Source organism: Rhodococcus sp. NPDC057529, assembly GCF_042802055.1.
GTDB lineage: Bacteria > Actinomycetota > Actinomycetes > Mycobacteriales > Mycobacteriaceae > Rhodococcus_F.
The window spans coordinates 262,194-288,014 of the sequence record NZ_JBHVEY010000009.1 but is presented as its reverse complement, the minus strand read 5'-3'; the positions used below and the strand labels follow the sequence as shown (position 1 = coordinate 288,014).

The window sequence follows — 25,821 nt, the reverse complement described above, 5'->3', positions numbered from 1 at the left end:
AGTGATCTGCGGTCAGGTTAGATCCAGGTACCGACAAGAACCGTGACCACCGAACATCTCCAGCATAGGGGAACGTGTGTTCGATTGGTGCGACCGGCCCGTTCGACACGCCGGATCTCTACCGGCGCTGCGGTGGAACGTCGAACTCGGCGCAGAGTTCACGCCACACCTCGCGGGGCTCCCGGCCGTCCTCGATGGCCTCGGCGGCGGTCTTGCCCCCGAGACTGAGCAGCACGTGGTCGACGAGTAGTGCGTCGCCGCGCATCTGCCCGAACTCCTCGCGGACGAGTTCGTGAAATTCTGTCAGTCGCACGCGTCCACGCTAGCCCAACCCCGGGCGGGACTCTCACCGCAGCGCGTCGCGGCACACCTCCACCGGATCCGCCACGTCCGCGATGCTCCGCGCGGCCCGCTGCGCGGCCTCCGCGTGGGCGCCGTTCGAGAGCACCTGGTCGACCGCCGCACGGAGCGCCGCGGCGCTCGGGGGACGCACCACGACGGCACTCCCCTGCCGCGCGGCGCGATTCGCGAGTTCCCACTGATCGCCGCCGCCGGGGACCACCACCGCCGGGACACCTGCGAGCAGGGCCTTCGCCAGCATCCCGTGGCCCCCGCCGCAGACGACGGCGGAGGCCTCGCGAAGCATCGCGTCCTGACGGCCGAGACCCGCTCGCACCCAGGGCGGAACCGCGGACGGCGATCCGTCCAGGATGGACGCGATCACGCGGACGCCGGCCCCGTCGAGCCCGGCGAGCGTCGTCTCGAGCATGCCCTCGGCACCGGTGAACGCGGTCGACGGAGCCACCATGACCAGCGGATCGGTGCCGTCCGGCGGCACGAGCACCTCGTTCGTCGGTTCCCACAGCAGCGGCCCGACCACGTGCGCCTCGGCGGGCCAGTCCGGTCTCGGTACCTCGAGCGCGGGGAGCGTCGCGATCAGCCGGCGCACCGGTCCCGGATCCTTCGCCGGCAGCCCGACGCCGACCCGGGCCTCGGAACGCTGCCGCCCGCCCTGCCGGATCGACCGTGCCGTCGCCGCCCGCATGAGCGTGTCGCGGGCCCGGCCCCGGATTCCCACACCCGGAGCCAACCCGCTTCCGATGGGCGGCAATCCCCGGGACGCCGCGTACAGCGGGTGCGGGGACAACTCGACCCACGGGATCCCCAGCCGCTCCGCCGCCATGCCGCCACCTGCGGTGAGGACGTCCGAGACCACGAGATCGGGTCCCATCGCGCGCAGGTCGGGAAGCAACTCGGTGGAGATGTGCGCGGCGCGGGCGTGGATGCGCGCGCCCGCGTCGAGGTCGTCGTCCGTCGGGCGGGGTGCAAGACCTTTCAGCAACTCGGCAGGCACCCCCGCTGCCCGCGCGCGCTCGACCCACCGGGTGCCGGTGAACAGGACCGGTTCGTCCCCGGCCTCGATGAAAGCGAGGCACAACGCCAGGGCGGGAAAGGCATGTCCGGGATCAGGCCCGGCGACCACGGCGACTCGCACGAAGCACAGGGTGTCACACGGTCGGCGTCACCGTTTCTCGAACACGGCTTCGGCCGCGGCGAGGGACCGCGCACGGTCGGCGGGGACGAGTCCGATCCGGGTGCGACGGTCGAGGAGGTCGTCGACGTCGAGTGCGCCCTCGTGGGTCACCGCGAACTCGAACTCGGCGCGGCTCACGTCCACGCCCTCGGCGATCGGGGCCAGTAGTCCGGGGTCGGCCGCGGCGATCAGCGCCGCCTCCGTTCCGTAGCGGGCGAGCAGCGTCGGCGGGGCCGAAACCTGCCGCAGCGCTTCGGGAGTCGCGGCGCCGACGAGCGGGAGGGCACGCGTCCGGCACGCGCGAGCGTCCAGTCCCGCCGCCGCCACCGCGGCGTCGACGGCGTCCTCCGCCATCTTCCGGTACGTGGTCAGCTTGCCGCCCACCACACTGACCAGACCGGTGTCCGAACGGAGGACGGCATGGTTGCGCGAGAGGTCGGCGGTCGATCCGTCGCCGGTGTCGAGCAGCGGTCGCAGTCCGGCGAACGCGCCGAGGACGTCCGAACGCCGCAAGGGCACCTCGAGTGCGGTGTTGACCGTGTCGAGCAGGAAGTCGATCTCCTGCTCCGACGCTTCCGGAACGTCGGGGACGGGTCCCGGCGCCGCCTCGTCGGTCAGGCCGAGGTACACGCGACCGAGCTGTGCGGGCAGGGCGAAGACGAAACGGTTGGTCTCACCGGGGATCGGAACCGTGAGCGCCGCGGTCGGGTTCCCGAGCCGTTCCGCCGGCAGGACCAGATGTGTGCCGCGACTGGGTCGCAGCGTGATCGACGGATCGATCTCACCCGACCACACGCCTGCCGCGTTGACGACGGCGCGCGCCGTGATCGACAGTTCCGAGCCGGTCAGCTCGTCGCGCAGGGTCGCGGACGTCCCGGTCACGTCGTAGGCGCCCGTACGGGTGAGCACCTTCGCGCCGTGGAGCGCAGCGGTGCGGGCGAGGGACACCACGAGCCTGGCGTCGTCGACCAGCTGGCCGTCGAAGGCCATCAGGCCGCCCCGAAGACCGTCCCGGCGCACCGCGGGGGCCAGTTCGACCACCCGGTCCGCCCGGACCGTCCGCGACCGCGGCAGGATCGCCGACGGTGTGCGAGCGCTCGCACGGAGCAGGTCACCGGCCAGGAATCCCGTGCGGACGAGGGACTTTCCGAACAGCGTCGTGGAATCGAGGACGGGGACGAGCTGTGGCAGCGCCCGGACGAGGTGGGGCGCGGTGCGAGTCATGAGGATTCCGCGTTCGACCGCACTCTCGCGGGCGATGCCGACATTGCCCGACGCCAGGTAGCGCAGCCCGCCGTGGGCGAGTTTCGAACTCCACCGGCTGGTTCCGAACGCGAGGTCCCGCTTCTCCACGAGTACGACGTCGAGGCCGCGTGACGCCGCATCGAGTGCGACGCCGACGCCGGTCACTCCGCCGCCGATCACCAGGAGGTCGACGCGTGCGCCGTCCGCCAACTGGTCGAGCTCACGTGTCCGTCGCGCGGCGTTGAGCGCCGACGAGCGGCTCACGGACGTCGTGCTGGGGTGGGTCACCGGTCTCCTCGATCTGTCGAGTGGGTGTCGGCTGCGTCGGGTGCCAGATAGGCGCCGACGGCGTGCCGGAGTTGTTCGGTCAGGGCGTCGCCGGGAAGTTCCTCGGCGACCATCACGGCCGACTGGACCGCGGACTGGGCGATCAGCAGGACCATGGTGGCGATCTGACGGCTGTCTCCCGCGCGGATCGAGCCCTGGACCTGTCCCGCCGACACCGCGGCCGAGACCTGGTCGATGATCGCCCGCTGGCTGGTACCGAGCCGCTCGAGGATGTAGGTGGTGAACAGTTCCTGATCCGAGCGCAGGATCTTCACGAACAGCGGATGGTCACGCACCTCGGTGGACACGCGAACCACGGCGTCGACCAGTTGGCGGTGAACCGATTCCTCGGTGGAGAATTCGGGCATCACCGCAGCGATCTCGCGGGTCATGAGATCGGCGACCACCGCCCTGGTGTCCGACCAGCGCCGGTAGACGGTCGGCCTGCTGACGCCGGCCCTCCGCGCGACCTCCGCCAGGGTGGTGCGGCGCAGTCCGAAATCGAGGATGCACGAGCGTGCGGCGTCAAGGATGGAGTCTTCGACGCTCGCTGAGGTGTCGTCACGCGACGGTGGATTACGAATAGACATTGTATGTAACACCGTAACGCATGAATCCCCCGTCGGCACCTCACCGGCACCCGAATCACGTCCGTGCGGCCGGTACCGGATGCCGCGGGGACTCCCCGCCGTCGGAGATTCGAGGGCGTGAGCAGGACCGGAAGGCGGGGCGACAGGCTTGGCGTGGATGTCGGGCACCGACAACCCGCGACCATCGGTAAATTCGGTAAATATTGCAGTTCCGTCCGGGTCGGACTCTCATTCACCAGCCCGCGCGTCGTCGCCTTGGTCAGTGCTCCGTGAACTCAGCCGAAGTGGTAGAGCTCGAACCCCACCGCGCGTTCGGCGTCGAATCCCGGTTGCGGCCCGGTCACCATCTCGACCTGGGCCCGCGCCTGCTGCCCCACCGGCACGTCGCTGAGCGCTTCCAGGTAGTGCACGTGCTCGGCAAGGGAGAGTACCGCCCGATCCACCGTGTGGGTGACATCGACGGCGTGAGTGGGGGTCATCGTGTGCACCGCCACCCACCGGACTCCGCGCCACGGCGGCAACCCCGACTCCCCCAGTTCGGGAAAGATCCATTCGTTGGCGGCGTCCGCTGTGGCGTCGAGGACGGCTCGCCCGAGAGCACGGTGGTCCGCACTGTTCAGCCGGCCCGGCCCCCAGGTGTCCCCGAAGTTCGCCGTCACCACCAGATCCGGACGATGACGACGGATCGCCGTGGCGAGGTCGCGCCGGAGCGCGAGACTCTCGACGAGAGTGCCGTCGGGATAACCGAGGAACTCGACGTCGGTCACCCCCACCACGGCCGCCGAGCGACACTCCTCCGCCTCCCTCAGCGGGCCCGACTCCGTCGGGTTCAGGCCCGCGATCCCTGCCTCTCCGCTGGTGGCGAGCACGTAGCGGATGTCCTTGCCCTGCCCGGTCCAGCGGGCCACGGCCGCCGCTGCGCCGTATTCGATGTCGTCGGGGTGCGCGACGACGACGAGCCCACGATGCCAGTCCTCCGGTACCGGTTCCATGGGTAGAGCATGCCCGTCAGCTGCGCGTGATGTCCGATTTCTCGTCGGATCCCGACATCGCCTTGATCAACAGGTACACACCGAAGACGACGGCGCTGACGACGAGAATCCAGAACAGACCCTTGACGAGGGCACCGACCACTGCGAGGGCGATCCAGATCGCCGCGACAGCGAGAACAATCTTCCAGAACATGGCTTCCTCCACTCACGTCTCCCCGATCGATTTTCTGCGCCCGACGTCCGGTCGACCCCATGTATCGGGTACGCACCCCAGCCTGGCATGCCGACGCGGGTAAATCACCTGGTCAACGTAAAGATCAGGGAAAGATCAGGGTTCTCCCCCACACGAGCTCCCCTGGGGCGCTGCGTCGATCGACGAGGTCAGCGGTAGCGGCGAACGATGTCGTCGATCTCGCCGAGGGCAGCCGCGAGGCCGGCGAGTTTCTCGGTCGCCGACACGAGTTCCGCGCGTTCGTAGGCAAGTTCGCCGACGGCACTCTCCGTTCCGGGCACGGCGACCTCGGCGGCAGCGGCCACCAGTTCTTCGAACTGTTCGACGCCGTCGCCGAGTTGCGCGGCGGCAGAGGCGATCGCCCGATGGAGCGGCGCTGCCGCGGCACGACTCCCCCGGGCGGCGTCCTCCATGCACGTGATGTCGAGTGCCACCGCCTGCAACGCGGCTGCCGCGGAGCGGGCCGTGGTATGGGTGTCCTCGATGTCCTCGGCGCTGATGGTCGCGGACCGGGACAGCACGCCGAGGATGCCGTGCAGCGCTCGCTCGCTGTGGACGAGTCGCTCCAACGGCTCCCGGGCGGCCGAGGACGGCGCCGGAAGCACCCGTCGGGCAGGCAGACCCGGCGGCAAAGTCACGGCGTCGAGCTTGCGGTACCGGCTTACGGCCAGCGCCGCGGGAACCGCGAACACGACCGCGCCCCCACCGGCCATCAGCATCGTCCACTCCGGAGCAGCCATCAGAGCGAGACCGGCGGCGCCGGTGGCCGAGGTTCCGGACACGAAGCCGAAGCGCTTCGCGCGACGGCGGGCCCGCCGCTTCTTCCGCAGGAGACGTTCACGAGGGTCGCGCCACCGCTGCGCCGCGTCCGCGACGGACTCACCGGCCTCGCGCAGCGCACCCTGGATCCCGGCGAGCCCGGACACGACAGTGGCCGACCGGACTCCACGTCCAGGTCGGCCACCACGGGTGGAACTCATGCTCACAGGCGATTCGGTTACTGCGCCGTGCCGGTCTGGCCTGCCGCCGGCGGCTGCTTGTCGAGGTTCGGGTTGGCGGCGGGCGTCGCCGGTGCGCCGGCCGCACCGCCGGAGGGCAGTGCATCGCCCTTCATGGAGGCCCGGATCTGTTCGAGGCGGCTGTGTCCGGCCATCTGAATGCTCGCCTGCTGCACTTCCATCATGCGGCCCGACACCGAGTTCTGCGCCAGCTCCGCAGAACCGAGGGCATCGGCGTAACGCCGCTCGATCTTGTCGCGCACGGCATCGAGGCTGGGCGTGTTACCGGGAGCCGAAAGGGTGCTGTCCATCGAGCGCAGCGACTCGCTGACCCGTTCCTGCATCTTGGCCTGCTCCAGCTGACTGAGCAGCTTCGTGCGTTCCGCGACCTTGGCCTGCAGAGCCATCGCGTTCTGCTCCACGGCCTTCTTCGCCTGGGCAGCTGCCTGCAATGACTGGTCGTGCAGTGCCTTCAGGTCCTCGACGCCCTGTTCGGCGGTGACGAGCTGCGCGGCGAACGCCTCGGCGGCGTTGGTGTACTGGATGGCCTTCTCGGTGTCGCCGGCGGCCTGCGCCTGATCGGCCAGGTTGACGGCCTGACGGGCGTTGGCGTTGAGCTTCTCCACCTCGTCGAGCTGTCGGCTGAGCTTCATCTCGAGCTGGCGCTGGTTGCCGATGACAGACGCGGCCTGCTGCGACAGTGCCTGGTGCTGACGCTGCGCATCCTCGATCGCCTGCTGAATCTGAACCTTGGGGTCAGCCTTCTCATCGATCTTGGAATTGAAGAGCGCCATCAGGTACTTCCATCCCTTGACGAAAGGATTAGCCATGGGTGTGATCCTGCCTCCATCTGTTGCGCCGCGCGATGCGCGACCCGATACGCGACCGTCACGCACCGGAACAAGGGCTGCGCCCCGACTACCTGGCTCACCCGCCGACGGATCGGCGGTTGACTGAAATCTATCGGTTCGGCACGGGTGTTGCTATGCGGCAGCCAGCGCCTGCGCGGGTGCAGGGATGACCACCCGGGTGTCGCGGGCGATGGTCGTCGAGCCCGGTCGTGCGCTCGCGGCGGCGGCTTCTGCGGGCGCGGATTCGACCGCATGCCGCTCGGTGTCGGCGCGCTTGGCCGCAGACCCGTCGGACAGCGATTCGCTGACGTCGACGAGCACGTCGGACAGTGGGACGTCCAACGCGTCGCAGATCGCCGCCAGGAGCTCACTCGAGGCTTCCTTGCGCCCTCGTTCGACCTCGGACAAGTACCCGAGGCTCACGCGAGCACTGTTGGAGACCTCACGCAGGGTCCGGCTCTGCGAAACGCGCGTACGCCGAAGACTGTCACCGATTGCCTCACGCAATAGCAGCGCCATCTCGCTCCTCCTTCATCCGTCACCTGTCTCGCCTATCTCAACGCGCGAACAGGACCGATTGGTTCCCGACCTTAGCCTGCGGATGTTTCCTGCACACGATCGAGGAGTCCCGACACGGCGGCGGAAACCGCAGATTTACGGATCTGCCACCGGTCGCCGGTCAATCCGAGTTCGAGGACCGACGTACCGGCCGCCCCGGAAATGCTCAGGAACACCGTGCCCACTGGATGTCCGTCCTGCGTGTCGGGGCCGGCGACGCCGGTCAGTCCTACGCCCCAGTCGGCGCCGCAACGGGCGCGGGCACCGTCGGCGAGCGCGTGCGCCGTGGACGCCGCCACCGGTCCGTCCTCCGCCAGCCGGACCGGATCGGCACCGGCGAGAGTCGCCTTCAGGTCGGTGGCGTAGACGACGAGTCCCCCGCGCAGCACGGTGCTCGCGCCGGGCACACCGGCGATGGTCGCGGTGAGCAGTCCCGCGGTGAGTGATTCCGCGGTGGCGACGGTCTCTCCTCGGGCGGTGAGCACGGCGACCAGGTCGGATGCGCGCGTGCCGTCGACCAACGGGTCGGTCACGCCCCGGTGCTCGCGTTCGCTTCGACCTCGAGCACGCCGGCGCGCAGGCGGGCCGCCTGCACGACGTAGTCCAGCCCGGTCACCACCGTCAACAGCACCGCGGCACCCATCAGGACCCATCCGAGGGTGTCGAATCCGTCCGGTAGCGGCAGCAGGTAGAACCCGATCGCGATCGTCTGGACGAGAGTCTTGAGCTTGCCGCCCCGACCTGCGGGAATGACCGCGTGCCGCAGGACCGCGAACCGGAGCAGGGTGATGCCCAGTTCCCGCACCGCGATCACCGCGGTGACCCACCAGGGCAGGTCGCCGAGAATCGACAGACCCACGAGGGCGGCACCGATCAGCGCCTTGTCCGCGATGGGGTCGGCGAGCTTGCCGAAGTCGGTGACGAGGCCGTACTTGCGGGCGAGTTGACCGTCGATCCGGTCGGTGATGGCGGCGACCGCGAACACGCCGGTGGCGATCAGGCGCCACGTCGTCGAGTGGCCGTCGCCGACGAACAGCACGACCAGGAAGACGGGGACCAGCAGGATCCGGAGGATCGTCAGGATGTTCGCGATGTTCAGCAGTGGTACGGCCGTCTCACTCGCGGGCTCGACCGCCGGATCCGGGGCCGCCGGGTTGTCGGCGGCCGTCCAATCCTCGCGCTGCGCGCTCATCGGAGCACCGCAGCGTCGAACTGCACCCCGGGACACGGCGGGGAGTGGGAGGGATTCGTAGGTCGTACCGGCACGTGCCTAAGAATATCGGTACGGCCGTTGGCTAATGTTCACGACATGACTTCTCGGACGCCGGACACCGCCGACAATCAGCTGATCGTGCGGCGAGCACGAACCTCCGACGTTCCCGAGATCAAGCGTCTGATCGACATCTACTCCGGCAAGATCCTGCTCGAGAAGAATCTCGTGACCCTGTACGAATCCGTTCAGGAGTTCTGGGTCGCCGAGCGCGGCGGCACTGTGATCGGTTGTGGCGCAATGCACGTGCTGTGGGCGGACCTGGGCGAGGTGCGCACGATCGCGGTCGATCCGTCGGCCAAGGGCCAGGGTGCGGGCCATCACGTGGTGGCCAAGTTGATCGAGGTCGCGCGGGAACTCGAACTCGAGCGCCTGTTCGTTCTCACGTTCGAGGTCGACTTCTTCGGCAAGCACGGATTCGTCGAGATCGACGGCACACCCGTGACCGCCGAGGTGTACGCGGAGATGTGCCGTTCGTACGACACCGGTGTCGCCGAGTTCCTCGACCTGAGCTACGTCAAGCCGAACACCCTCGGCAACACCCGAATGCTTCTCACCCTCTGAAATCCCAGTGCGTGAGACAGATGGGCCCTGATCCCATTGTTGTTCGATGAACCCGTCCCGAGAGAGCGAGAACATGTCCCTGTTCGTAGTGGAATACACGTATTCGGCCGATACCGTCGCCGGACGCGACGAGCATCGCCCCGCCCACCGGGAGTGGCTCGGTGAGCTGGCCGAGCAGAAGACCGTCGTGTCGTCCGGCCCGTTCGCCGACGGCAGCGGCGCGTTCATCCTCGTCGACGCCGCCGACGCGGCAACCGTGGAACAGCTCTTCACACACGACCCGTTCGCCCGCAACGGCCTGGTGACGGCCACCCGGATCGTCGAATGGGTCCCGGTACTCGGCGAATTCAGCTCCTGAACCGCCGAGCACCGGACCCCTCGAGCACGACGCCCGGCGGAGCTACTTCGCCGGCGTCGTGTTCCGCGTCTTGAGAAGGCTGGCGACAGTCGTCACTGCCAGCACACCGATGATGACGGTGAGCGAGAACACCGTCGACACCTCCGGTACGGACACGTGCTCCCCGCCGTTGACGAACCCGAGTGTGTTCTCGTGCAGTGCGTGCAGAACCAGCTTGACGCCGATGAACGCCAGGATGATCGACAGGCCGTACGACAGGTACACCAGGCGATCCAGCAGTCCGCCGATCAGGAAGTACAGCTGACGCAGACCCATCAGCGCGAACGCGTTGGCCGTGAACACCAGGTACGGCTCCTGGGTGAGCCCGTAGATCGCGGGGATCGAATCGAGCGCGAACAGCACGTCGGTGAATCCGATCGCGACCAGCGCGAGCAGAAGCGGCGTCACGACGCGTTTGCCGTTGATCCGCGTGACGAGCTTGTCGCCGTCGTAGGTGTCCGTGGTGGGGAGGATCTTCTTCGCGATGGCGACGATCTTGCTGTCGCGTTCCTCCTCCACTTCCTTCTCGTGCCCGTGATCACGCACCAGCGTGTACGCGGTGTAGATGAGGAACGCGCCGAACAGATAGAACACCCAGCTGTAGGCGTTGATCGCCGCGGCGCCGACGCCGATGAAGATTCCGCGCATCACCAGCGCCATCACGATGCCGATCAGCAGCACCTTCTGCTGGTACTCCCGTGGCACCGCGAACGTGCCCATGATGATGACGAACACGAAGAGGTTGTCGACCGACAACGCCTTCTCGGTGACGTAGCCAGCGAAATATTCGCCGCCGTACTGACTTCCCCACAGCCACATCACGATCAGGCCGAAGAGGATGGCGACGCCGATGTAGACCGACGACCAGAACGCCGACTCACGGAACGTGGGGGCGTGCGGGGTGCGCACGTGAGCGAAGAAGTCGAACACGAACAGTCCGAGAATCACCACACAGGTGATGACCCAGACCAGCGGTGACACATGCATGAACACAGACCTCCGGTAGACCTAGCGGGTACCGGAGGTCTCTCCCGCCGCACCGGAACCACTGTCCGAGCGACTGACAGCCCCGGATCGGCAATGGTGCCGATCGTGTTGACGATGCTGTCACAGAGGTGGGGATACTCCCCTCCAATTCGGTGACCATTCAACCACAGTGCGCGCGAACCGCACATTTCGGACACGCGCACCGTGTGTCACCCCTGGTCGGGCGGGGCCTCGTCCGGGTCGCCGCCGCGGATCGACCACAGCAGGCCGTCGAGTTCCTCGGGCTTGATGAGGACCTCGCGGGCCTTCGAACCCTCGCTGGGGCCCACCACTCCCCTGGTCTCCATCAGGTCCATCAGGCGACCCGCCTTCGCGAATCCGACCCGCAGCTTCCGCTGCAGCATCGACGTGGACCCGAACTGGCTGGAGACCACGAGTTCCACCGCCTGCAACAGCACGTCCATGTCGTCGCCGATGTCGGGATCGACGTCCTTCTTCTCCCCGACCTTCGCGGCGGTGACGCCCTCGGTGTACTCCGGCTCCGCCTGGTTCTTGCTGAAATCGACGACCGCGGAGATCTCTTCGTCGGTGATGAACGCACCCTGCAGGCGGGTCGGCTTGCCCGCGCCCATCGGCAGGAACAGCCCGTCGCCCATACCGATCAGCTTCTCGGCGCCGGGCTGGTCCAGGATGACCCGGGAGTCGGTCAGGGACGACGTCGCGAAGGCCAGCCGGGACGGCACGTTGGTCTTGATCAGACCCGTCACGACGTCCACCGAGGGCCTCTGCGTGGCCAGCACCAGGTGGATACCGGCGGCGCGCGCCTTCTGGGTGATGCGGACGATCGCGTCCTCGACGTCGCGGGGCGCGGTCATCATGAGGTCCGCGAGTTCGTCGACGATGGCGAGGATGTACGGGTACGGCCGGTAGACCCGTTCGCTGCCGAGCGGCGCCGTGATCTCACCGGACTTCACCTTGGAGTTGAAGTCGTCGATGTGGCGCACCCGGTTGGCCTGCATGTCCTGGTAGCGCTGCTCCATCTCCTCCACCAGCCAGGCCAGCGCGGCCGCGGCCTTCTTCGGCTGGGTGATGATGGGCGTGATGAGGTGCGGAATGCCCTCGTACGGCGTCAACTCCACCATCTTGGGGTCGATGAGGATCATCCGGACCTCGTCGGGTGTCGCGCGGGACAGCAGCGACACCAGCATCGAGTTCACGAAACTCGACTTACCGGAACCGGTGGAACCGGCGACCAGCAAATGCGGCATCTTCGCGAGGTTGGCGCTGACGAAGTCGCCCTCGATGTCCTTGCCGAGACCGATCACCAGCGGGTGGTGGTCCTTGCGGGTGCTCGGGGCGGTGAGCACGTCGGCGAGGCGCACCATCTCACGGTCGGAGTTGGGGACCTCGATACCGACCGCGGACTTGCCCGGGATCGGCGCGAGCAGGCGCACGTTGTCGGTGGCGACGGCGTACGCGATGTTGCGGGCGAGCGCGGTGATCTTCTCGACCTTCACACCCGGGCCGAGTTCCACCTCGTAGCGGGTGACGGTCGGGCCGCGGGTGAATCCGGTGACGGCGGCGTCGATCTTGAACTGTTCGAGGACCTCGGTGATGGCCTCGATCATCGCGTCGTTGGCCGAACTGCGCGTCTTCGGCGGATCGCCCTCGATGAGCAGCGACGTCGGCGGCAGCGTGTAGTCGCCCTCGACCACCCGGTCGGTGACGAACTTGTCGACGTCGGGCAGCGGTTCCGGTTCGGGTTCCGGCTTCGGGGCGACGACGGGCTTGGCCTTGGCGCGCGCCGGTTTCGGGGCCGGTGCCGGAGCGGGCACGGGTTCCGTGGCGGGCTCGGTCTCCCACAGCCCGAGCACCTCCGTCTTCGCGGTGTCGCTGACGTCGTACTCGTCGGTGGGATAGTTGTCGGCGGGGGCACCCCGGACCCCGGTCTTGTAGTCGTCTACCGGGTAGCCGTCGGCGTCGAACAGGGTGGGGTCGTAGTCGCCGTCCTCGTAGTACTCGCTGTCGTAGTCGGCGTAGTGATCGCGGCCGAAGGATGTTCCGAAGTACGACTGCAGCTTGCCGGGCACCTCGCGGACCGTGGTGCCGGTGAGGAGCAGGACACCGAACAGTGCCGCCATCAGCAGCAGCGGCGCGGCGAGCCACACGGTGAGACCGTCGGTCAGCGGACCGCCCGCCGCGTACCCGACGAAACCGGCGCCGCGGGCCCTGCCGTCGGCGTCGGTGGGCGACCCCGTCGCGATGTGCCACAGACCCAGGGCGGGCAGGCCGACCAGTAGCGACCCCAGGACCAGCCTCGGCCGGATCTCGGGTTTCGGTTCGGTGCGCATCAGGATCACCGCGACGGCGACACCGATCAGCGGCAAGACGGCGGACGCCCCGCCGAACACGGCGCGGACTCCGGTCTCGATCCACTCGCCCACCGGGCCACCCGCGGAAAACCAGATTCCGCCGGCGACGACGACGCTGATCGCGATCAGCCCGAGGGCGATGCCGTCGCGCCGGTGGCCCTGCTCGATCTCGGCCGCCTTGCCGACGGTGCGGGTGGTGGCTCCGACGCCCTTCGCCACGAGCGACCAGCCGGCGCCGATTCCCCGGCCCACCGACTTCAGGGGACTGGACGTGGACGCCTTCTTCGCCGTGGGACGCCGCGCGCCGCCGCGGGAGCCGCCGCCACGCGGCGACGTGGACTTACGCGGAGTACTGACCGTCCGGGTCGTGCGGGACTTCGGCTTGGACGACGTGGCCGAGCCGCCTCGCACGCCCGTCCTCGCCGTGGACGTCGTGCTCGAACCGCGGGCGCTCGCCTTACCTGCCATGGCTCTCAGATTAGTCGCTACGGCACCTTCCGGACCATCCGCAACACCCGTAACAGCGGCCGGGCTGGGTCGAAATGGCCTCAGAACCCTCGGTCGAGGGAGGTCACGGCCTCGATGTCCGCGGCCTCACCCTCGGTCTCGATCCGCACCTGATTCCGGCCGAACGCGTGCAGGGCGAGTTCCGACGGTTCCCCCCGCAGAATCACCCGGCCGGCTCCGGCCGTGCGGACGGTGGCCTGCTCGCCGGACGGCCGCTCGAGTACCACCGTCACCGGGGCGTGCCGGTAGCCGAGCTTGCCGACCTTGCGCGCCAGACCCCACAGCGCGTCCTGACGGTCGGCGGGCAGCACACGCGGCTCCCACCCGTCGTGGGCGCGGCGCACGTCCTCGTGGTGGACGAACATCTCCCCCAGGTTCACCTGCGCGTCCACCCAGTACATCGGCGACCACATCGGCGGACCCGACCGGACCTCGTCCAGCAGTCGGCTCCACGGACGCGTCGCCGTCTCGTTCTGGACGCGTTCGGTGTACCCGGCGAGCAGGCCCACGACGATGCCGGGGGCAGCGTCGAGGCGTCGTTCGCGCACGATCAGGTGGGCGGCCAGGTCCCGGTTGGTCCACGTCCCGCAGAGGGTCGGGGCGTCGGGACCGAATTCGGCCATCGAGTCGACGAGGGCGAGGCGTTCATCTCGGGCGAAGGTCACCCGACCGAATCTACCTGCCGGAGAACTACTTGCCGTCCGCCGACGGCACCGCGATGACGGTCGGAACGATCATCGGCCGGCGACGGTACTTGTCGGCCACCCATCGGCCGACGACACGCCGGATCGCCTGGGCGATGCGGTGAGCGTCGTTGATGCCTTCGGTGGCCAGGCGCAGCAGCTCCGCCTCGACCAATTGCGCCGCGTCCTTGAGGGCCGTCGGGTCGTCGGAAAATCCGCGGCCGGACACCTCGGGGGTGCTGACCGCGCGGCCCGTGTGCTCGTCGATGACGACGTTGATGGCGATGAACCCGCCCTCACCGAGGACCAATCGGTCCGACAGTGTGGAGTCGCCGACGTCGCCGACGGACAGTCCGTCGACGTAGACGTGTCCGACGGGTACCTGTCCGACGATCTCGGCGAGACCGTCGACCATGTCGACCACCACACCGTCCTCGGCGAGCACGATCCGCTCCTCCGGCACCCCGGTGGCCTTCGCGAGTGCGGCGTTGGCGCGCAGGTGGCGCCATTCGCCGTGCACCGGCATGGCGTTGGTGGGCCGGACCGCGTTGTAGAGGTACAGGAGCTCGCCGGCCGAGGCGTGACCGGAGACGTGTACCTTCGCGCTCTGCTGGGTGACGACGGTGGCGCCGCGCTTGGCGAGGCCGTTGACGACGGCGAACACGGAGTTCTCGTTGCCGGGGATCAGCGACGAGGCCAGCACGACGAGGTCGTTGGCCCGGATGTTGATCTGCCGGTGCTCGCCGCGGGCCATCCGCGACAACGCCGACAGCGGTTCGCCCTGCGAGCCGGTGGAGATGAGGACGAGTCGATCGTCGGGCAGGTTGGCGGCGGTGTCGATGTCGACGACCAGACCGTCCGGCACGTTCAGGTAGCCGAGATCCTGCGCGATCTGCATGTTGCGGACCATCGACCGGCCCACGAACGCGACCCGCCGGTTGTACCGGTGCGCGACGTCGACGACCTGCTGGATGCGGTGCACGTGACTGGCGAAGGACGCCACGATCACACGCTGCCGGGCCTTGCCGATGACGTTGTCGAGCACTCCCCCGATCTCGCGTTCGGGGGTGACGAATCCCGGCACCTCGGCGTTGGTGGAGTCGACGAGGAACAGGTCGACACCCTCGTCGCCCAGGCGGGAGAAGCCGGCGAGGTCGGTGAGTCTGCCGTCGAGCGGCAGCTGGTCGAGCTTGATGTCGCCGGTGTGCAGCACGACTCCGGCGTCGGTCCGGATCGCGACGGCGATGGCGTCGGGGATCGAGTGGTTGACGGCGAAGTACTCGCACTCGAACGGGCCGTGATCGGTGCGCTGCCCCTCGACGACCTCGACGAGGTTGGGGCGCTGGCGGTGTTCACGGCACTTGGCCGCGACGAGCGCCAGCGTGAACCGCGAACCCACGACCGGCAGATCCGGGCGCAGGCGCAGCAGGAACGGGATGGCGCCGATGTGGTCCTCGTGGCCGTGCGTGAGGACGACGGCCTCGACGTCGCCCATCCGGTCCTCGATGTGCCGGAAGTCCGGGAGGATCAGGTCGACACCCGGCTGCTGGTCTTCCGGGAACAGCACACCGCAGTCGACGATGAGCAGCTTGCCCTGATGTTCGAAGACGGTCATGTTGCGACCGATCTCGCCGATGCCGCCGAGAGCGACCACCCGCAGCCCCTTGAACGGTGCCTTCGGCGGTGCTCCGAGCCGCGCCGTCGGATCGACCGCCGCCGGCCGCGAGTCCTGACGCTTGCTGCCGCCGCGCCGTCCGGAGCGAGACGACGACTTGTTGGCGGCGCCCCCCTTCGTCGACGCGGTCTTCACGGGCGCGGACTTGGCCGGCTCCGACTTCGGCGCACTCGGCTCGTCGGCAACGACGGGCGCCGACTTCGCCGGCTCGGCGGCGGGGGCCGGCGTCGTCGGCTCGCTCGCCGTGGGGGAAGGGGGACCTGCCTGGCGGCTGGCGCTGCGACGACGAGGCGGTCGGGTCACGCGAGCACCCCCGCGGCGTGCAGATCGGCGGCCAGGAGATCGATCTGATCGTGAGTGGGCGCCACCTGTGGCAACCGAGGTTCACCGACGTCGAGGCCGATCAGGCGCAGACCCGCCTTCGACGCGCTCACGCCGCCGAGACGCGCCACCGAACGGATGACCGGGATGAGACTGAGGTTGATGGCGCGGGCGCGGGCGATGTCCCCCGCCGCGAAGGCGGTGTGCAGTTCACGCAACCGGCCGGGCACGAGGTGCCCGATGACGCTGACGAATCCCGTCGCGCCCACCGACAGCCACGGCAGGTTGAGCGGATCGTCACCCGAATAGAACTGGAGGTCGGTGGTGCCGATCAGCTCGGCGCCCGCGTTGAGGTCGCCCTTGGCGTCCTTGACCGCGACGATGCGCGGGTGCTCGGCGAGGCGCCGGATGGTCTCCGTCTCGATGGGGACCACGGAGCGGGGTGGAATGTCGTAGAGCATGACCGGAAGGTCGGTGGCGTTGGCGACGGCGGTGAAGTGCGCGAACAGTCCGGCCTGCGGCGGACGCGAGTAGTAGGGGGTGACGACGAGGAGGCCCTGCGCGCCGGCGCGGGCGGCGTCACGGGCGAGTTCGACGCTGTGCGCGGTGTCGTTGCTGCCCGCGCCGGCGATGATCTTCGCGCGGTTGCCCACCGCGTCGATGACCGCCCGGAGCAGCTCGAGCTTCTCGTTTTCGGTGGTCGTCGGCGACTCACCGGTCGTGCCGGCGAGCACGAGGGAGTCGCACCCGTTGTCGACGAGGTACGCCGCGAGGCGGACACCGGCGTCGACGTCCAGCTTTCCGTCCGAGGTGAACGGCGTCACCATCGCTGTGGACACGGTGCCGAACGGACGCTCGACTGGAGAAGCGGAATCACCGTAGGTCATGGTCAGAAGGCTACCCGGTGACCCAGGTACTTTTGCACACCCGTCACGCGTCGGCGGAAAACGTGCTCCTCGCCACCTCCGTGCCGTCGCCCCAGTCCAGTACCTCGAAGTCGCCGAAGACATTCGGTGCTGCCGCTTGCAGCTGCCTCAGGCACTCGACCGCGACACGGCGAATCTCCACATCGGCGTGCTCGGTGGCACGCATCGACACGAAGTGCCGCCAGGCGCGGTAGTTGCCGGTGACCACCACGCGGGTCTCCGTCGCATTGGGGAGGACGGCCCTCGCGGCCTGCCTCGCCTGCTTGTTGCGCAGCGGCACGTTGGCGGTGTCGGCCAGTTTCGCTTCGAGGGCCTCGAGGAGTTCGCCGTACGCCGTCCGGCTGGCGTCGGTGGCCTTCGCGAACAGCTCCTCGAGTTCGGGGTCGCCGGCGATCGCGGGCGGGACGACGACGTTCCCGTCGTTCTCCCGCACGAAGCGCTGCGACAGCTGCGAGTAGGAGAAGTGGCGGTGCCGGATCAGCTCGTGGGTGCAGGACCGGGAGATGCCGGTGATGTAGAAGCTGACGGTGCCGTGTTCGAGAACCGACTCGTGCCCGACCTCGAGGAGGTGGCGCAGGTATCCGGCGTTGGTCGCGGTGCGGGGGTTGGGTTTGGACCAGCTCTGGTAGCACGCCCGGCCCGCGAATTCCGCCAGCGCTTCGCCGCCGTCGGCGTCGGTCTCCCACGGGATGTCCGCCGGTGGAAAGAACTCCGTCTTCGCGACGAGTTGCACCCTGAGCGGCACGGTCTGCGGCACTGCGCTGATCCTCCTACCGAACTCCCTGGTGGGGAGTCCCTCCTGAATGCATCGACCCTAGTCGCAGCGTCGGCCCGGCACTGCCCGAGGGTGACATCACCCAGCTGAGGTCACGACTGCTTGACTGACGTCATCGATGACGCCATGCTGGCGTCATGAACCTCGGAATCTACGTCTCCCGGCTGCGAGACGACCTGAACGCAGCAGCCGCACTCGGCGACGAGCAGACTCGGGCGACCGCTGCTGCGCTCGCCGCCGCCGTCGAACCCGCCGCGCGCCTGCTCCTCCTCTCGGCGCTCACCAACTTTGCCGGAGAGGTGTCTTCCGAGCTCGGCAATCGCACCGTCGGTGTGCGTCTGGACGGCAGCGAGGTGGCGGTCGACGTGCACCGCACTCCCACTCAGCCGGGGCCGGACGGGGAACGCACCGCCACCGTCGAGGACCTCGGCGCCGCCTTCGATGACGTCACAGGTGACATCAGCCGCGTCACCCTCCGGCTGATGGATCAGATCAAGTCGAAGGCCGAGGAGGCCGCCTCCCAGAACGGGATGTCGCTCAATTCCTGGGTGTCGCAAGCCGTCCAGGGCGCGCTCAAGGACCAGATGCGCCGGAACGGGAGAGGCGATTTCTGAGCGCCGGTGCACTCACTCCACGCGCCCGTCGGCGGCGGTGATGTAATTACGTCGCATCAGCCACACGGTGAGAGTCGCCACGGGCTCGAAGGAGCGAAGAACATGGCCGTTTCCGGCGTCAAGGAATTCGAGATCAAGGCCGATCCGGCCACGGTGATGGCCGCGATCGCCGCGGTGGATCGCCTGCCCGAGTGGTCCTCGGCCCACAAGTCGGTCACCATCGAGAGCACACACGACGACGGACGCCCCCACCGAGTCCGGATGAGCGTCTCCATCCTCGGGATCAGCGACGAGCAGGTCGTCGACTACACGTTCGAGGGCGACAACACGGTGTCGTGGCACCTCGTCGAGAGCGGGCAGCAGAACGCTCAGGACGGGTCGTACGTCCTCACCGAGTCCGGCGCCGGCACCAAGGTGACGTTCGAATTGACGGTCGACCCGAAGATTCCGCTGCCGGGGTTCCTCGTGAAGAAGGCGCAGAAGACGGCACTCGAGACCGCGAGCAAGGGTCTGACGAAGTTCGTCGAGAGCCTGTAGGCAGTCGGCAGCCCGACGTTTCTCACGCTCCTCGCGGCCGCGACGCCTCGGCCGCGAGGAGCGCACCGAGGTTGCCGCGATCGTCCACCCGGATGTCGTCCAGGCCCAACCACGTTGCCATTCTTCGCAGTTCCGGGATCAGCGCCTCCACCACGTGCCCCGGACTCCGGTCGGGTTCGACGAACGCGGATCGCACTTCGAGCGTCCCCGACCCGCGGTCGGCCTTGAGATCGACTCTCGCGACCAGTTCCCCGTTCAGCAGGAACGGGAAGACGTAGTACCCGTGGACACGTTTGTGCGCGGGGGTGTAGATCTCGAGGCGGTACCGGAAGTCGAATATCCGCTCGGTGCGGGGCCGGCAGAAGACCAGCGGATCGAACGGGCACAGCAGCGCCGCCCCCTCCACCTTCCGGGGAACCCGGACGTCGCGGTGGACGAATGCCGGTGCCTCCCAGCCCCGGACGCCGACCCGTTCGAGCACACCGTCCTCGACGAGGTCCTCGACGGCCGCGGCACTCTGCGCCGGCGACAGCCGGTAATAGTCGCGCAGATCGGGTTCGGTGGCGACACCGAGGGCCCGCGCGGATCGCTGCACCAGGCCACGGACGGCGTCGTCCTCCGAAACATTCTCGGCGAGAACCGCTTCCGGCAGCACCCGTTCCGTGAGGTCGTAGTGACGGGTGAAGGCGACCCGCTTGTCGACGGCCAGCGCGCCGGACGCGAACAACTGCTCGCACACCACTTTGGTGTCGCTGCGATCCCACCACGGACCTTTGCGGTCGGGCCGGTCGACCTCGAGATGTTTCTCCACGTCGCCCGCGCTGCACGCACCGACGGCGCCGATCACGTCGAGCACGTCGGCGGCGAGCGTGGGATTGCGGTCGAGTACGCGGGATTCGCCGGACCAGCGTCCGTGCCGATACCGGTGCATCCGCCAGCGCAGCAGCGGCCAGTCCTCGACCGGGATGAACGCCGCCTCGTGCGCCCAGTACTCCGCCAGCATGCGGGGTGCGCGGGCGGAGTGCGACCAGGCCGCCGAGTCGACGAGCCCGCGGTCGTACACCCCGAGACGGCTGAACAGTGGGACGTAGTGGGCCCGCACGGCCACCGACACGGAGTCGATCTGGAACAGCCGCACGCGGTCGAGAATCGAGCGGACGTGCCTGCGCGTCGGTGTTCCGGCCGGCTTCCGGTCGGCGAACCCCTGCGCCCAGAGCGCCGTTCTCCGGGCCGCGGCGGCGGTCATCTCACGCATGCCCGCAGCTTGCCATCGGCCACCGACACAGTCGACGGCGACGTGGTCAGGCGTCGTCGGCCAGCGTGACCGCCACCGTCGCGCCGAGTTCGTACAACCGCTCCCGCGCGCCCGCGTCGAGAGATCCGGTCAGTTCCAGTGTCTCGGCGACCTGGGTCAGCGCCAGCCCGGTCACGATCTTCTGCACCGACGTCACGGCCCCGGCGGTGTCGTTGTTGCCGTGCACCCAGAGTCCGTAGGGGCGCCCGGCGACCGCGTCGAGGCACGGGTAGTAGACGGTGTCGAAGAAGTGCTTCAGTGCACCCGACATGTAGCCGAAGTTGGCGGAGGTCCCGAACAGGAACCCGTCGGCCTCGAGGACGTCGGGGACGGTCGCGCCGAGTGCGGGGATCGACTTCACCTCGACACCCTCGATGTCGGGGTCCCGGGCGCCTTTCAGCACGGCTTCGAGGCACTCACGGGTCACCGGCGACGGCGTGTGGTGGACGACGAGTAGCGACTTCACAGTCGTCAGCGTACGACCGGTTCCGTGCCCTACCGGCCGGACCCGGCTTCCCGTTCGACGCGTTCGAGTTCCACGGCTCGTTTCATCGTTTCCCGTGCCCGGCCGCGGTCGCCGGCGTAGTCGTAGGCGCGCGCGAGCCGGTACGAGTTCCGCCAGTTGTCCGGGTCTGCTTCCCATTCGGACTTGACCTGCTGGAACAGTGCGTCGGCCGCGTCCCGGTCGATGCGACCCGAGGGACGCTTCGGGAGATCGGTGACGTCCAGTTCGAGTCGCTCGTCGGCGATGCGGCGGGACAGATGCTGATGCTGGAATCCGGCGCGGAGCGTGGCGTAGACGATCCAGGCACCGAGGAACGGCAGGATCAGGACGCCGATACCCAGGCCGATCGCCGCTGCCCCGCCGTCCTGGATCAGCTCGATGCCGCGCTGCCCGAGCAGGACGAAGTAGAACGCCAGGGCCGCGACCAGCAGTCCGATCGTGACGACGGTCTTGGTCGAGCCGTCCTTCACAGGTCGAGAAGGGGGTCGATACCGACGGTGAGACCGGGGCGGGAGCCGATTTCCCGCACACCGAGCAGGACGCCGGGGGCGAAGGAGTTGCGGTCGATCGAGTCGTGGCGGATGGTCAGCGTCTCGCCCTGCGTGCCGAGGATGATCTCCTGATGGGCGACCAGACCTGCGAGCCGTACGGAATGGACCCGCACGCCGTCCACGTCGGCGCCGCGCGCACCGTCCAGTTCGGTGGTCGTCGCGTCGGGGCTCGGTCCCACGCCGGCCTTGCGGCGTGCCTCCGAGATGAGGGCGGCGGTCCGGTAGGCGGTGCCGGACGGCGCATCCGCCTTGTTGGGGTGGTGCAACTCGATGACCTCGACGGAATCGAAGAATCGTGCTGCCGCTTCGGCGAAGCGCATGGAGAGGACGGCGCCGATCGCGAAGTTGGGGGCGATCAGGACCCCGACGTCGGGGCGCTCGGTCAGCCACGACCGCACGGTGTCGAGCCTCGTGTCGTCGAACCCGGTGGTGCCCACGACGGCATGAATGCCGTTGGAGACGAGGAACTTCAGGTTGTCCATCACCACGTCGGGGTGGGTGAAGTCGACGACGACCTGCGTGCCGGCCTCGGCGAAGGACTCGAGCCGGTCGCCGTGATCGACCTCTGCGACGAGTTCGAGGTCCGGTGCCTGCTCCACCGCCTCGCAGATCGCCCGTCCGACCTTGCCCTTGGCCCCGAGAACCCCGACCCTGATGGGTGCTGCTGCGCTCACTTCTCCACGCTCCGTCCAGTCACAACGATTCGCCCGAAAGCCTACGCAATCGCCGGGTGCCGACCGCTGTGCAGGGGCGGGGTGAGAGACCTGCGTCTCGTCCTCGCGCGCGGCCGCTCTCGTATTCGGCGTGCCACTGCGCGCACGGTGTCGCGCGCGGCAGGTCGCCGCTCGTCACGATCTCCACACTCGCCTCCACGGCGCGGGCATCCCAGCGCCGGACCTTGTCCACATCCGTCGTCGGTACCTGGGCCTTCGAACCTGAACCGCTCACTGGTGGCGGCAGAACTCCCCGTGCTCGCCGGACACGGGCTGACCATGTGGGGCTACGTCGTGCTGCTGGCACTCGACGAGCACCCGCTGCGCACTCAGCCTGCGCTCGCGGAGACGATCGGCGCCGACAAGACCCGGATCATCGGTGTGCTCGACGACCTGCAGGACCGTGGTCTGATCAGTTTTCTGGCCGGCCTGATCGCGTTGTCGGCACTGTCCGTCGAAGACGTCACGGGGCGCCCGAGCGACTCCGACTGACGGAATCCGCGCGAATCAGTCGAACACGATGATCTGCCGGATCGCGTTGCCGTCGGCGAGTTCGTCCATGCCGCGGTTGATGTCGTCGAGCGTGATGCGGGAGGAGATGAGCTTCTCCACGGGAAGCTTCCCGGAGCGCCAGAGGTCCTCGTAGATCGGGATGTCCCGGGACGGTACCGCCGAGCCGAGGTAGCTGCCGATGATCGTGCGGGCCTCCGCCACCAGGGTGAGCGGGGAGATCGACGACTGCGCGTCCGGGCTCGGCAGTCCGACGGTGATCGTCGTGCCCCCGGGAGAGGTTGCGCGAACAGCCGATTCGAACGCGCGGGCGTTCCCGGCGGCCTCGATGACGATGGGCGCCCGGACCCCGGCTTCCTCGAGTTCCGCCGGGGTGTAGACCGCGGTCGCTCCGAGTTCGCGGGCGGTCTGCAATTTCGCGGGCACGGCGTCGACGCCGATGACCTCGCCGGCGCCTCGGGACACGGCCGTCAGGATCGCGGCCATTCCCACGCCGCCGAGTCCGACGACCATCACGGCCTGGCCGGGTTGCGGGTCGCCCGCGTTGAGGACGGCGCCGCCGCCGGTGAGGACGGCGCATCCGAGCACGGCCGCCACGTCGGCGGGGACGTCGTCGCCGACGGGAACGACCGAGCGCCGGTTGACGACCGCGTGCGTCGCGAATCCGGACACCCCGAGGTGGTGGTGCACGGTGGCGCCGCCGCGGTGCAGTCGCGCTCCCCCGTCGAGTAGGGTGCCGTCGTTGTTGGCGCTGGTGCCCGGCACGCACGGCATGCGACCGTCGGTGGCGCAGCCGTCACACTCTCCGCAGCGTGGAAGGAACGTCATGACCACGCGCTGCCCGACCGTGACGTCGTCGACGCCGGCGCCGAGTTGCATGATCCGTCCCGCCGCCTCGTGCCCGAGCAGCATCGGGACCGGGCGCACGCGGTTGCCGTCGACGACGGACAGATCGGAGTGGCACAGACCCGCCGCCTCGATCCGGACCAGGATCTCGCCCGCACCGGGCTCGTCGAGGTCGAGTTCGGAGATCGAGATCGGCGCCGACTCGGCGAACGGGCGCGTTCTCCCGATCTCCTCGAGTACCGCTCCACGGATCTTCATGTCGGGCTGCTCCTGTCGGTGTTCGGCGAATCCTCGTTACCGGACGATGCCGCGCACCGAGGCCGGCAGGTCGCGCTTGCGACGATACGGTCCGACGACGGCGGCGGCGAACGGGCGCTGCAGCAGGACCCTCGCGACGTCGCGGACCTCGTCGGTGGTGACCGCGTCGATCTTGCTCAGGGTTTCGGTGATGCTGCGGTGATTGCCGTAGTTGAGCTCACTGCGACCGATGCGGTGCATCCGGGAACCCGAATCCTCCAGTCCCAGAACCAGTCCGCCCCGCAGCGAACCCTTGGCGCGGGCGCACTCGGCGTCGGTGATGCCCTCGGCGGCCACGTTCGACAGCACCTCGCGGATCACCGTGGTGACATCGCCGAGGTTCTCGGGCTGGCACCCGGCGTAGATCGAGAACGCGCCCGTGTCGGAGAACGTGTCGATGCCCGAGTACACGGAATAGGCCAGGCCGCGGATTTCCCGCACTTCCTGGAAGAGCCGGGAGCTGAGCCCGCCGCCGACGGCGGCGTTGAGGACCGACAGCGCCCAGCGGTGGGCCTCGTGCCGCCCGAACGCGCGCACGCCGAGCGAGAGGTGGACCTGTTCGCTGTCCCGGTTGGTCAGACTGAGTGCCGGCTCCGTGCGCAGGCGCAGGGTGCCTGCGCGTCGGGGAGCCGGTTCGGACGCCGAGTCGAGGTGCCCGGCGAACGCGCGCCGCACCAGCTCGACCGTGTGTTCGTGCTCCACGTTGCCGGCGACGGCGACCACCATGCGCGGCGGAGTGTAGCGCCGCACGTGGAACGAGTGGAGTTGGGTGCGAGTCATCGATTCGATGGATTCGACACTGCCGATCACCGGCCTGCCGACGGGATGGTCGCCGTACAGGGCGGTCAGGAACGCGTCGCCGAGGAGGTCCTCCGGGTCGTCGTCGCGCATCGAGATCTCTTCGAGGACCACCTGGCGTTCGACGTCGACGTCGGAGGTCCGGCAGCGGCCGCGCAGGACGACGTCACTGACGAGGTCGATGGCGAGCGGCAGGTCGTCGTCGAGCACGTGCGCGTAGAAGCAGGTGTGCTCCTTCGAGGTGAAGGCGTTGAGCTCGCCGCCGACGCCGTCCATCACCTGCGCGATGTCGAGAGCGCTGCGCGACGGCGTGGCCTTGAACAGCAGGTGCTCGAGGAAGTGTGCGGCCCCGGCGACGGTGGGTTGCTCGTCACGTGATCCGACACCCACCCAGACGCCCACGGACGCCGATCGGACACCGGGAACGTATTCAGTGACCACCCGGAGCCCGCCGGGGAGCACGGTGCGCCGGACGCCGGCATCCGGCTCGTGCAGGGTCGGCGCTTGGGTGAGTGCGGCAGTGCGGCTGCGATCGATCTTGGCCATGTAGTGGTTCAGCGGTCCTCGAAAGCTGGGCGTCGTCGAACGGCAAACTTTACACGCGGCCCCCGACCACGGTTCACCAGCCTCGACGATGTGGTTGCGAGCCGATGAGCTCGCCGTTTCGGGCGACGTCGCGGCTGCGGTAGACGATATAGGGACGGAACAGATAGGCCACCGGAGCACTGAAGGCGTGCACGAGCCGGGTGAACGGCCAGAGGGCGAACAACACCAGCGCGATCGCGACGTGGACGTGGAAGGCGAGTGACGCCTGCGCCATCAGATCGCCGCGGGGCTGCAGGATCCAGATCGACCGGAACCACGGCGATACCGTGTCGCGGTAGTTGCTCTCCTCGCCGACGACGCCGGATCCGAGCAGGGTGGTCGCCAGCCCGGCGACGATCGCGGCGAGCAGCACCGCGTACATCAGCTTGTCGTTCCAGGTGGTCGCCGTGAACACCGGACCGCGGGTGCGCCGCCGGTACACCAGAACGAGCGCACCGGCCAGGGTCGCCACCCCCGCGATCGTGCCGAGCACGAGGGCCTGGACGTGATAGGCGTGCTCGCTCATCCCCATCGCGTCGGTCCACGACTGCGGGACGACCAGGCCGATGACGTGGCCGCCGATCACGACGAGGATGCCGAAGTGGAACAGCGGGCTGCCGATCCGCAGCAACCGGCTCTCGTAGAGCTGCGAGGAGCGGGTGGTCCAGCCGAACTTGTCGTAGCGGTACCGCCACCACGTGCCCACCACGAAGATCGCCAGCGTCACGTACGGCACGATGTCCCAGAACAGTTCACCGGCAAACATG

The 25,821-nt window shown here is 68.6% G+C and carries 29 protein-coding genes; 5 read left to right on the top strand and 24 right to left on the bottom strand.

Going from position 1 to position 25,821, the window contains the following annotated elements:
* Positions 1-118 precede the first annotated feature (118 nt).
* The 11 genes from ACFU5V_RS20145 to pgsA all read right to left on the bottom strand — a co-directional run bounded on the left by ACFU5V_RS20145 (position 119) and on the right by pgsA (position 8,519).
* A complete protein-coding gene (locus ACFU5V_RS20145) occupies positions 119-313 on the bottom strand; it encodes a DUF3046 domain-containing protein (protein ID WP_015890433.1) in 195 nt (64 codons plus the stop codon).
* Between the two features lie 33 nt (positions 314-346).
* The gene (locus ACFU5V_RS20140; protein WP_378434856.1) at positions 347-1,495 is read right to left on the bottom strand and encodes a glycosyltransferase; all 1,149 of its coding nucleotides are present in this window, start codon (positions 1,493-1,495) and stop codon (positions 347-349) included.
* A gap of 27 nt (positions 1,496-1,522) precedes the next feature.
* Positions 1,523-3,067 carry a glycerol-3-phosphate dehydrogenase/oxidase gene (locus tag ACFU5V_RS20135; RefSeq protein WP_378701415.1) on the bottom strand — a complete coding sequence of 515 codons (1,545 nt, stop codon included), beginning with the start codon at positions 3,065-3,067 and terminating at the stop codon, positions 1,523-1,525.
* Positions 3,064-3,696, bottom strand: coding sequence for a TetR/AcrR family transcriptional regulator (locus ACFU5V_RS20130; RefSeq protein ID WP_378434852.1), 633 nt, complete (start codon positions 3,694-3,696; stop codon positions 3,064-3,066). The genes ACFU5V_RS20135 and ACFU5V_RS20130 overlap by 4 nt, the downstream gene beginning before the upstream one ends.
* Before the next feature lie 275 nt (positions 3,697-3,971).
* The gene (locus ACFU5V_RS20125) at positions 3,972-4,688 is read right to left on the bottom strand and encodes a PIG-L deacetylase family protein (RefSeq protein WP_378701413.1); all 717 of its coding nucleotides are present in this window, start codon (positions 4,686-4,688) and stop codon (positions 3,972-3,974) included.
* A gap of 16 nt (positions 4,689-4,704) precedes the next feature.
* Positions 4,705-4,881, bottom strand: coding sequence for a hypothetical protein (locus ACFU5V_RS20120; protein ID WP_378701411.1), 177 nt, complete (start codon positions 4,879-4,881; stop codon positions 4,705-4,707).
* 188 nt (positions 4,882-5,069) lie between these two features.
* Positions 5,070-5,900, bottom strand: a complete 831-nt coding sequence (locus ACFU5V_RS20115) for a hypothetical protein (protein WP_378701409.1) — start codon at positions 5,898-5,900, stop codon at positions 5,070-5,072.
* Between the two features lie 17 nt (positions 5,901-5,917).
* Positions 5,918-6,748: a PspA/IM30 family protein gene (locus ACFU5V_RS20110; RefSeq protein ID WP_124392892.1), complete on the bottom strand. Its 831-nt coding sequence runs from the start codon at positions 6,746-6,748 to the stop codon at positions 5,918-5,920.
* Between the two features lie 153 nt (positions 6,749-6,901).
* Entirely contained in the window at positions 6,902-7,288 is a 387-nt protein-coding gene (locus ACFU5V_RS20105; protein ID WP_378434843.1) for a helix-turn-helix domain-containing protein, read from the bottom strand.
* Between the two features lie 71 nt (positions 7,289-7,359).
* On the bottom strand, positions 7,360-7,860 hold the full coding sequence (locus ACFU5V_RS20100; protein WP_378434841.1) for a CinA family protein: 501 nt from the start codon (positions 7,858-7,860) through the stop codon (positions 7,360-7,362).
* Positions 7,857-8,519 (bottom strand): CDP-diacylglycerol--glycerol-3-phosphate 3-phosphatidyltransferase, encoded by a 663-nt coding sequence (pgsA, locus tag ACFU5V_RS20095; protein WP_378434838.1) that lies wholly within the window; start codon positions 8,517-8,519, stop codon positions 7,857-7,859. The genes ACFU5V_RS20100 and pgsA overlap by 4 nt, the downstream gene beginning before the upstream one ends.
* Before the next feature lie 117 nt (positions 8,520-8,636).
* Here pgsA and ACFU5V_RS20090 point away from each other — a divergent pair, with 117 nt between their 5' ends.
* The gene (locus ACFU5V_RS20090; protein WP_378434836.1) at positions 8,637-9,161 is read left to right on the top strand and encodes an amino-acid N-acetyltransferase; all 525 of its coding nucleotides are present in this window, start codon (positions 8,637-8,639) and stop codon (positions 9,159-9,161) included.
* Positions 9,162-9,234: 73 nt separating this feature from the next.
* A complete protein-coding gene (locus tag ACFU5V_RS20085; protein WP_378434863.1) occupies positions 9,235-9,519 on the top strand; it encodes a YciI family protein in 285 nt (94 codons plus the stop codon).
* A gap of 42 nt (positions 9,520-9,561) precedes the next feature.
* On the opposite strand, the gene ACFU5V_RS20080 is transcribed toward ACFU5V_RS20085, so the two are convergent.
* The 6 genes from ACFU5V_RS20080 to thyX all read right to left on the bottom strand — a co-directional run bounded on the left by ACFU5V_RS20080 (position 9,562) and on the right by thyX (position 17,786).
* Positions 9,562-10,545 carry a TerC family protein gene (locus ACFU5V_RS20080; protein ID WP_378434834.1) on the bottom strand — a complete coding sequence of 328 codons (984 nt, stop codon included), beginning with the start codon at positions 10,543-10,545 and terminating at the stop codon, positions 9,562-9,564.
* Positions 10,546-10,754: 209 nt separating this feature from the next.
* Complete coding sequence (locus ACFU5V_RS20075; protein ID WP_378434832.1) at positions 10,755-13,385, bottom strand: DNA translocase FtsK; 2,631 nt, start codon at positions 13,383-13,385, stop codon at positions 10,755-10,757.
* A gap of 80 nt (positions 13,386-13,465) precedes the next feature.
* Complete coding sequence (locus ACFU5V_RS20070; protein ID WP_378675465.1) at positions 13,466-14,089, bottom strand: TIGR03085 family metal-binding protein; 624 nt, start codon at positions 14,087-14,089, stop codon at positions 13,466-13,468.
* A gap of 25 nt (positions 14,090-14,114) precedes the next feature.
* Entirely contained in the window at positions 14,115-16,085 is a 1,971-nt protein-coding gene (locus ACFU5V_RS20065; RefSeq protein WP_378701406.1) for an RNase J family beta-CASP ribonuclease, read from the bottom strand.
* Positions 16,082-16,990: a 4-hydroxy-tetrahydrodipicolinate synthase gene (gene dapA / locus ACFU5V_RS20060; protein WP_015890417.1), complete on the bottom strand. Its 909-nt coding sequence runs from the start codon at positions 16,988-16,990 to the stop codon at positions 16,082-16,084. Before dapA ends, ACFU5V_RS20065 begins: the two co-directional genes overlap by 4 nt.
* A gap of 43 nt (positions 16,991-17,033) precedes the next feature.
* The gene (thyX, locus tag ACFU5V_RS20055; protein ID WP_378701404.1) at positions 17,034-17,786 is read right to left on the bottom strand and encodes an FAD-dependent thymidylate synthase; all 753 of its coding nucleotides are present in this window, start codon (positions 17,784-17,786) and stop codon (positions 17,034-17,036) included.
* A 155-nt stretch (positions 17,787-17,941) separates the two neighbouring features.
* Here thyX and ACFU5V_RS20050 point away from each other — a divergent pair, with 155 nt between their 5' ends.
* Together ACFU5V_RS20050 and ACFU5V_RS20045 are read left to right on the top strand one after the other, a co-directional pair.
* Entirely contained in the window at positions 17,942-18,418 is a 477-nt protein-coding gene (locus tag ACFU5V_RS20050; protein ID WP_378701402.1) for a toxin-antitoxin system HicB family antitoxin, read from the top strand.
* Positions 18,419-18,520: 102 nt separating this feature from the next.
* On the top strand, positions 18,521-18,955 hold the full coding sequence (locus ACFU5V_RS20045) for an SRPBCC family protein (protein WP_015890414.1): 435 nt from the start codon (positions 18,521-18,523) through the stop codon (positions 18,953-18,955).
* 22 nt (positions 18,956-18,977) lie between these two features.
* On the opposite strand, the gene ACFU5V_RS20040 is transcribed toward ACFU5V_RS20045, so the two are convergent.
* Genes ACFU5V_RS20040 through dapB form a run of 4 tightly spaced genes read right to left on the bottom strand, consistent with a single transcriptional unit; the run spans position 18,978 to position 21,979 of the window.
* Positions 18,978-20,210 (bottom strand): winged helix-turn-helix domain-containing protein, encoded by a 1,233-nt coding sequence (locus tag ACFU5V_RS20040; RefSeq protein ID WP_378432156.1) that lies wholly within the window; start codon positions 20,208-20,210, stop codon positions 18,978-18,980.
* Between the two features lie 46 nt (positions 20,211-20,256).
* Positions 20,257-20,715, bottom strand: a complete 459-nt coding sequence (locus ACFU5V_RS20035) for a flavodoxin family protein (protein ID WP_378432157.1) — start codon at positions 20,713-20,715, stop codon at positions 20,257-20,259.
* A gap of 29 nt (positions 20,716-20,744) precedes the next feature.
* Positions 20,745-21,224, bottom strand: coding sequence for a hypothetical protein (locus ACFU5V_RS20030; protein WP_276136603.1), 480 nt, complete (start codon positions 21,222-21,224; stop codon positions 20,745-20,747).
* A complete protein-coding gene (dapB, locus tag ACFU5V_RS20025; protein ID WP_378432158.1) occupies positions 21,221-21,979 on the bottom strand; it encodes a 4-hydroxy-tetrahydrodipicolinate reductase in 759 nt (252 codons plus the stop codon). Before dapB ends, ACFU5V_RS20030 begins: the two co-directional genes overlap by 4 nt.
* A gap of 276 nt (positions 21,980-22,255) precedes the next feature.
* Between dapB and ACFU5V_RS20020 the strand changes: the two genes are divergently transcribed.
* Positions 22,256-22,510, top strand: a complete 255-nt coding sequence (locus ACFU5V_RS20020) for a hypothetical protein (RefSeq protein ID WP_378701400.1) — start codon at positions 22,256-22,258, stop codon at positions 22,508-22,510.
* 15 nt (positions 22,511-22,525) lie between these two features.
* Here the strand turns inward: ACFU5V_RS20020 and ACFU5V_RS20015 are convergent, their stop codons facing one another.
* The 3 genes from ACFU5V_RS20015 to narI form a co-directional block, all read right to left on the bottom strand.
* A complete protein-coding gene (locus tag ACFU5V_RS20015) occupies positions 22,526-23,632 on the bottom strand; it encodes a zinc-binding dehydrogenase (protein WP_378432161.1) in 1,107 nt (368 codons plus the stop codon).
* Positions 23,633-23,668: 36 nt separating this feature from the next.
* Positions 23,669-25,015: a M16 family metallopeptidase gene (locus ACFU5V_RS20010; protein WP_378701398.1), complete on the bottom strand. Its 1,347-nt coding sequence runs from the start codon at positions 25,013-25,015 to the stop codon at positions 23,669-23,671.
* Between the two features lie 73 nt (positions 25,016-25,088).
* Positions 25,089-25,820: a respiratory nitrate reductase subunit gamma gene (narI, locus tag ACFU5V_RS20005; protein ID WP_378701396.1), complete on the bottom strand. Its 732-nt coding sequence runs from the start codon at positions 25,818-25,820 to the stop codon at positions 25,089-25,091.
* Position 25,821: the final 1 nt, after the last annotated feature.

Bases quoted from the DNA above. Each gene is read 5' to 3' on its own strand.
- ACFU5V_RS20130 (WP_378434852.1), bottom strand. From the start codon at position 3,696: ATGTCTATTCGTAATCCACCGTCGCGTGACGACACCTCAGCGAGCGTC.
- ACFU5V_RS20125 (WP_378701413.1), bottom strand. From the start codon at position 4,688: ATGGAACCGGTACCGGAGGACTGGCATCGTGGGCTCGTCGTCGTCGCG.
- ACFU5V_RS20120 (WP_378701411.1), bottom strand. From the start codon at position 4,881: ATGTTCTGGAAGATTGTTCTCGCTGTCGCGGCGATCTGGATCGCCCTC.
- ACFU5V_RS20115 (WP_378701409.1), bottom strand. From the start codon at position 5,900: ATGAGTTCCACCCGTGGTGGCCGACCTGGACGTGGAGTCCGGTCGGCC.
- ACFU5V_RS20110 (WP_124392892.1), bottom strand. From the start codon at position 6,748: ATGGCTAATCCTTTCGTCAAGGGATGGAAGTACCTGATGGCGCTCTTC.
- ACFU5V_RS20105 (WP_378434843.1), bottom strand. From the start codon at position 7,288: ATGGCGCTGCTATTGCGTGAGGCAATCGGTGACAGTCTTCGGCGTACG.
- pgsA (WP_378434838.1), bottom strand. From the start codon at position 8,519: ATGAGCGCGCAGCGCGAGGATTGGACGGCCGCCGACAACCCGGCGGCC.
- ACFU5V_RS20090 (WP_378434836.1), top strand. From the start codon at position 8,637: ATGACTTCTCGGACGCCGGACACCGCCGACAATCAGCTGATCGTGCGG.
- ACFU5V_RS20085 (WP_378434863.1), top strand. From the start codon at position 9,235: ATGTCCCTGTTCGTAGTGGAATACACGTATTCGGCCGATACCGTCGCC.
- ACFU5V_RS20080 (WP_378434834.1), bottom strand. From the start codon at position 10,545: ATGCATGTGTCACCGCTGGTCTGGGTCATCACCTGTGTGGTGATTCTC.
- ACFU5V_RS20075 (WP_378434832.1), bottom strand. From the start codon at position 13,385: ATGGCAGGTAAGGCGAGCGCCCGCGGTTCGAGCACGACGTCCACGGCG.
- dapA (WP_015890417.1), bottom strand. From the start codon at position 16,990: ATGACCTACGGTGATTCCGCTTCTCCAGTCGAGCGTCCGTTCGGCACC.
- ACFU5V_RS20050 (WP_378701402.1), top strand. From the start codon at position 17,942: ATGAACCTCGGAATCTACGTCTCCCGGCTGCGAGACGACCTGAACGCA.
- ACFU5V_RS20045 (WP_015890414.1), top strand. From the start codon at position 18,521: ATGGCCGTTTCCGGCGTCAAGGAATTCGAGATCAAGGCCGATCCGGCC.
- ACFU5V_RS20040 (WP_378432156.1), bottom strand. From the start codon at position 20,210: ATGCGTGAGATGACCGCCGCCGCGGCCCGGAGAACGGCGCTCTGGGCG.
- ACFU5V_RS20015 (WP_378432161.1), bottom strand. From the start codon at position 23,632: ATGAAGATCCGTGGAGCGGTACTCGAGGAGATCGGGAGAACGCGCCCG.
- ACFU5V_RS20010 (WP_378701398.1), bottom strand. From the start codon at position 25,015: ATGGCCAAGATCGATCGCAGCCGCACTGCCGCACTCACCCAAGCGCCG.
- narI (WP_378701396.1), bottom strand. From the start codon at position 25,820: ATGTTTGCCGGTGAACTGTTCTGGGACATCGTGCCGTACGTGACGCTG.